Consider the following 5,565-nt stretch of genomic DNA (forward strand, 5'->3'; position numbering starts at 1 on the left):
GTGGTGATTGGGGTGGGCGTGGTGGTGCTCATCTCGCAGGCGTACCGCATCTCGTTCAACTACGACTCGCGCACGTTGGAGGACTACAAGCAGGCGTCGGCGGTGCTGGACCAGAAGGTGAACAACATCCTGGGCTACTCGCAGACGCCGGTGGTGGTGCTGACGGACTCGCAGGACATGGAGCGCGAGGTGGTGCGGCAGCTCGAGGCGCGCAAGGCGGCTCGGGGCAAGGAGTCCACCATCGACTTCGTGGGGGCGCTGGAGGACCTGGTGCCCCGGCAGCAGCCGGAGAAGCAGGCGGTGCTGGAGGCCATCCGGGCGCGGCTGGAGAAGTTGGATCCGGAGCGGCTGCCGGAGGACACGCGGGTGGCGCTGGCGCGGGCGTTGAACATGTCGAAGGCGAAGCCCTTCACGCAGGCGGAGCTGCCGGCGAGCGTGCGTCACCAGTTCGAGAGCCTGGATGGGAGCACGGGCGGCGTGGTGCTGGTGTACGCGGGCGGCGGGGTGAGCCTGTCGGACGGTGAGGGGACGCGGCGCTTCTCCAAGGAGGTGCGCGGGCTGCAGATGCCGGACGGCAGTCAGGTGTCGGCGGCGGGTGAGGCGCTCATCCTGGCGGACATCCTGGACATGGTGTCGCGCGAGGGTCCGCGCATCCTGGCGGCGGCGGTGCTGAGCGTGCTGGCGGCGATGTGGCTCACGTTGGGGAAGCTGCGCACGGCGCTCATCTGCATGGTGCCCACGCTCTTGTCGGTGGCGGGGCTGGTGGGGCTGATGGCGCTGTTGGATTTGCAGTTCAACTACCTGAACATCATGGTGCTGCCGGTGCTGGTGGGGACCACGGTGGACGCGGGCGTGCACCTGGTGCAGCGGTTGGGTGAGCCGGGGGCGGACTTCATCTCCGTGTACGCGGAGACGGGGCGGGCGATTACCGGCGGCTTGCTGACGAGCGCGATTGGCTTCGTGGCGCTGGTGTTGGCGAAGCACCCGGGGTTGAACTCGATTGGCGACCTGGCGAATCTGGGGTTCGGGTTGAACCTGGTGATTGTGCTGTTGGGGTTCCCGTCGCTGTTGCTGCTGGTGGAGCGCTGGCGGCGCAAGCACGGCGCGACGGCGGAGGAGCCCGCGCCGGGGGCGTAGCTCAGGAGGGCAGCGTGATGATGCGAGGCGAGGCGCTCGGGTGTTTCGCGGCGGTGTCGATGGCGGTGGCCCTGGTGGGGTGTTCCCACGGGGGCCAGCGTGAGGAGAAGAAGGGCGACACGCGCTGTGAGGAGTCGCGGAATCTCTCGTGCATCACGGGCACGGAGTGTTCCATGGACCGCGACCGGGGCTGTGAAGTGTGTCGCTGCGCGCCCCCGACACCGATGACGCCCACGGACAAGCGCCGGCCCACGGCGATGGAGCCGGAGCGGCGCTGGTAGTGGCTACGCGAGGTGGGCGACCTGGAGGTCCAGGCGCTTCACCTTCTGCTCCTCCAGGAGCGCGTGCAGCTTCGGGGACATGAGCAGGAGCGGGTGAGGGCGCAGGACTCCGCTACGCATGCCCACGTGCTGACGGGTGCAGGTCAGGTCGCTGCCGTCGTGGTCTCCGCGTCGGAGGGACAGCTCGGAGAGGACGTTCAGGCCGACGACGTGGCCTTTGGGGCAACGTTGCGCGTTGTCCTCGTCGAGGTCGAACGGGTCATTGCCCGTGCGAGTCGCAGGCAGGAGGTCCAGGGGACGAGCTGTCACGACGAGCTGGTGCCACTCCTTCACGGGTTCGGCTTTCGGGCCTGCGCGCCGGATGGGGCGGAAGTCCGCGCCTGTGATTCCATGCGCTCGCCAGAGGTCCGCGAGCCGAGCGGAGATGACCCACTCGTGGGCGAGGGTTCGCGCGAGGTCCGCGCGCTGGGGAATCCGGCGCGGGTCGAGGTGCAGGTCCGTGACCTGTCTGGCGCCTGCTCCGCAGAGCGCGCAGGCGGTGGACTCGTCGTAGTGAGTGCCGCACTCCTCACCGGAGGGCTCGAAGACCGCATCCAGGCGCAGCTCGAGCAACTCGGCGGACTTCAGCTCCTTGGGCGTGTAGTGGCGCAGGAGGCGCCAGCCCGAGAAGAACAACTTGCCCTGCTGTCGCAGGGCGCGGTCGAGTTCACGGATGCGTGGAATGCGCTCATCATCCGTGGGGAGCGTCAGCTTGCGCACCGTGCCACTCGGCAGCACGACACCCTCATCACCGCGGAAGAGCCGCGATGCTTCGGCTTCCTCGACACGGAGCTCGATGGTTTCGCGCATGAGCTAGGGCTGCAGTCCGATGAGCTGGGGAATGGGATGCTGGGAGTAGACCTGGACCAGGAGGAGCTGGAGCTTGTCCGGAGCAGGTCGCTCGTGACCATAGGCCCAGCGCTCGCGAAAGGCCTGGGTGATGGCTTTGTGGTACGCGGTCGGCAGTCGGTAGGTCGCACCTGATTTGGCGCCGCCCAGATACAGTGGGACCAGATGGTGCTCCTGGAATCCGGCGCTATTCGGATAGCGGGCCTGGGCTTCCTTGAGCCGCTGGGCATAGAGCTGTCGTGCCTGCTGGACGACTTGAAGGTTCGCCAGCCGATGCGCCTGGAGCTGACTCTGTTGCGGTGTCGGCGTCGGGGTGAGCAGAGGAGGGCGTCGCCACGGGCGTGCTCCGGGCCCTCGCCGAAGCGGCGGTCTCATACCCGCGCTCTCGCACGCAGTATCGGTTCGTGAGGTGCAGTACGCCTCCGGCTGCTCGAATTCGGCCCGGCCTGTGCCATCGGCTGCTTCGTCGGGCAGGAATGCCCCCGCAGTGTCTTCGTCCGTCGTGACGTGGATGCTCCCCCAGTCACGAAGATTGACGGTGGTGGCTCCGCAGCCCGCCTGAAGCAAGACCAGGATGTAACACCACAGGCTCAGGTGCCAGGCAGGTCGAGCACTCATTCGCCCTTCATAGCGCTTCCGGATCGTCTCGGGCTGCCCTGTTTCAGCGCCGCGCCCCCGGCTCGAAGCGCAGTGGCAGTCGCTTGGGGCCGTGGATGTGGAGGGCTTGTCGTGGCTCCCACGGCGCATCGCTCGCGAGCCTGAAGTCACCCATCATCTCCAGCAGGTCCGTGAGCGCCACCCTCGCCTCCATCCGCGAGAGCGCCGCGCCCAGGCAGAAGTGGATGCCGTGTCCGAAGGCGAGGTGCGGATTCGGCTCCCTGCCGATGTCGAACCGCTCCGGCTCCTCGAAGTGCCGCGGGTCCCGGTTCGCCGAGCCAATCATCGGCAACACGAACTTCCCCGCCGGAATCACCCGCCCGTTCAGCTCCACCGCCCGCTTCGTCGACCGATACATCGACTGCGCCGGCGACCGGAATCGCAGCACCTCCTCGATGGCCGAGCCCAACAGCTCCGGCTGCCTCCTCAGTCGCGCCAACTGGTCCGGGTACTCGAGGAAACACAAGAGCGCGTTGTCGATGAGGTCCGTCGTCGTCTCCGTCCCCGCCGCGAGCAGCAACTGGAAGAAGCCCAGTATCTCCTTCTCGTCCAACCGCTCCCCATCCACCTCCGCCTCCACCAGCCGCGTCAGCAGGTCATCCCTCGGCTCCCTCCGACGCTCCTCCAGGATGGTCGAGAGATACGCCCGCATCTCGTCGCGCATCGCCGCGTTCTCCGCCCGTGCCCGATCCGCCTCCTCTCCCTCGGAGATGGTGTGGCTGAGCTTCTGGATGATGTCCCCCCACCCGAGGAGCCGCGCCCGGTCCTCCACCGGAATCCCAATCATCTCCGCGATGACCATTGTCGGAAGCTGACTCGAATACTCCGCCACCACGTCCATCTCCCCACGCCTCACCAGTGGCTCAAGCAACCCACGCGACAGCTCTCGCACATGCGGCTCCAGGTTCGCGATGGAGCGCGGCGTGAACGCGCGCATGATGATTCCGCGCAGCTTCGTGTGCCGGGGCGGGTCCGAGAACAACAGCCAGTCCGGTGTCCGCCCCGTCACCGTCGTCACGATGGAGCTGAACACCTCGTGGTCCTGCAGCGCCCGCTTCACGCTGTCGTAGTCGAACAGAATCCACAGGTCCGCTCGCGGCTCGTGCAACAGCGGCGAGCGCTCACGCAGCTCGGCGTACAGCGCGAAGGGATTCCGACGCACGTCATCGGTGAACAGTCCCAACATGACGAGAGGTCTCCAGTGGGCGGAGCACGCGCCCGGCGCACAGGGGCCGCGCCACCCGCCGCGCACACCTCCAACGTAGGAGCCCGCAGCCGCGGAACGCAGTCCCCGCCACCACGAGTGTCCGTTCGTGGAAGGCCCTACCTTCGTCAGGAGTCGAGGTCTCGAAACCACGCCGCGCCCACCGTTGAACGGCGAGCACCACGAGCCGACGCTACGCCGCGCGCCCGGACCGACGGGCCACCCATGCGGTGACGAAGTCCGCGAGGCCGCCAAGCTGCCGGTCATTCAACGTGCACTGCCACCGGGCCTTCCTCAGCGCGCGGTACGCATCCGGCGCCTCCCAGCCCTTCGCCACCATCACCGCCAATCCCATCAGCGGCCCACGCCCGACACCGTGCTCGCAGTGCGCATACAGGTGCCCGCCCTTCTCCAGCCGCGGCAGCGCCCACTCCACGCCCTGCATCAGCTGCTCCACCGTCGGCGGATACCGGTCCGTCACCGGCAGGTTGAGCAGCTCGATGCCCAGCGCCGCCAGCGCCTTCGCGTCGTCCACCCGCTCCGCGCGCAAATCAATCACCGCCGTGATTCCGCGCGCCTTGAGCTCCGCGTACCGCGACGGCGACACCGAGCCGCCCACGTGCAGCCACTCGTTCACCTGTGACACGTTGAGGCCCTGACCCGGCAGCTTCGTGGTCCACTCCACGCAGCGCGCCACCGAGCGCAGCACCTGCTTGCGCACCCAGCCGCGAACCCCCGGCACGTGGTGCACGTCCCGCAACAACGACACGCTCACAAATCACCCTCGAGCGTCACTTCCATCAGCCCCGCCACCGGCGTCTTCCCCGAGCGCTCCAGCACCGCCCGGTGCAGGTACGTCACCGGCGAGCCCACCACCGGCTTGATGAGTCCACCCAGCATGCCCAGCTCCTCCACGGGCGCGCTGCGCTGCAGGAGCGACGTGGACTTCAGCACCATGGCCTTCGCGCCATCGCCGCCGAACACGTCCACCGTCCAAACGCTGCGCTCCTTCGCGCCCTCGCGGCTGAGCGTGAACGACTCCATCGCGCTCGGCGCGCCACCCTCCGTCCACGAGTACACCGGGCCGAACTCACCGTCCTGTCCCTCGCGCGCGAGCAACACCATCCGCTCGCCACCGTCGCGCAGCGCCCGGAAGCGCACCCACCGCCGCGCCAGCTTCCCCGGGGGAATGGTGGACCGCGTGTGGTCCGCGTACCCGCCGCCCGACAGCGTCACCGCCGCGCCCTTGGGCTGCTGCAGCGTCGCCTTCAGCGGGCTGAACGCCAGCGTCACCTCGTGGCGGTAGCGCGCGCTGCCCACCTCCACCTCGGAGCCCTCCGGCGAGCGCGGCTCCACCTGCGCCGCGTACTCCAGCACCACCCGCCCGCCCTCCAGCCC

Annotated in this window: 6 protein-coding genes and 1 pseudogene; 2 read left to right on the forward strand and 5 right to left on the reverse strand. The window is 68.4% G+C overall.

What is annotated here, in order from left to right:
- Window positions 1-1,137: MMPL family transporter (locus FL311_RS40715; protein ID WP_141333017.1), on the forward strand; the 1,137-nt coding region annotated here is incomplete at its 5' end.
- Window positions 1,138-1,154: 17 nt separating this feature from the next.
- Complete coding sequence (locus tag FL311_RS40720) at window positions 1,155-1,418, forward strand: hypothetical protein (protein ID WP_141333018.1); 264 nt, start codon at window positions 1,155-1,157, stop codon at window positions 1,416-1,418.
- Between the two features lie 3 nt (window positions 1,419-1,421).
- On the opposite strand, the gene FL311_RS40725 is transcribed toward FL311_RS40720, so the two are convergent.
- The 5 genes and pseudogenes from FL311_RS40725 to FL311_RS44550 form a co-directional block, all read right to left on the reverse strand.
- Window positions 1,422-2,195 (reverse strand): hypothetical protein, encoded by a 774-nt coding sequence (locus FL311_RS40725; RefSeq protein ID WP_141333019.1) that lies wholly within the window; start codon window positions 2,193-2,195, stop codon window positions 1,422-1,424.
- A gap of 75 nt (window positions 2,196-2,270) precedes the next feature.
- Entirely contained in the window at window positions 2,271-2,681 is a 411-nt protein-coding gene (locus FL311_RS40730) for a hypothetical protein (RefSeq protein WP_141333020.1), read from the reverse strand.
- A gap of 286 nt (window positions 2,682-2,967) precedes the next feature.
- Window positions 2,968-4,149, reverse strand: a complete 1,182-nt coding sequence (locus FL311_RS40735) for a cytochrome P450 (RefSeq protein WP_255510406.1) — start codon at window positions 4,147-4,149, stop codon at window positions 2,968-2,970.
- A 211-nt stretch (window positions 4,150-4,360) separates the two neighbouring features.
- Window positions 4,361-4,942, reverse strand: a complete 582-nt coding sequence (locus FL311_RS40740) for a dual specificity protein phosphatase family protein (RefSeq protein WP_141333021.1) — start codon at window positions 4,940-4,942, stop codon at window positions 4,361-4,363.
- Window positions 4,939-5,565: pseudogene (locus FL311_RS44550) on the reverse strand (hypothetical protein); the annotation flags it as partial. The pseudogene FL311_RS44550 and the gene FL311_RS40740, both read right to left, overlap by 4 nt.

The sequence above is a fragment of the Myxococcus sp. AB025B genome (assembly GCF_006518215.1).
GTDB classification, from domain to species: domain Bacteria; phylum Myxococcota; class Myxococcia; order Myxococcales; family Myxococcaceae; genus Myxococcus; species Myxococcus fulvus.

Excerpts from the sequence above, each read along its gene's own strand:
- FL311_RS40720 (WP_141333018.1), top strand. The coding sequence starts at position 1,155 with ATGATGCGAGGCGAGGCGCTCGGGTGTTTCGCGGCGGTGTCGATGGCG.
- FL311_RS40730 (WP_141333020.1), bottom strand. The coding sequence starts at position 2,681 with ATGAGACCGCCGCTTCGGCGAGGGCCCGGAGCACGCCCGTGGCGACGC.
- FL311_RS40735 (WP_255510406.1), bottom strand. The coding sequence starts at position 4,149 with ATGTTGGGACTGTTCACCGATGACGTGCGTCGGAATCCCTTCGCGCTG.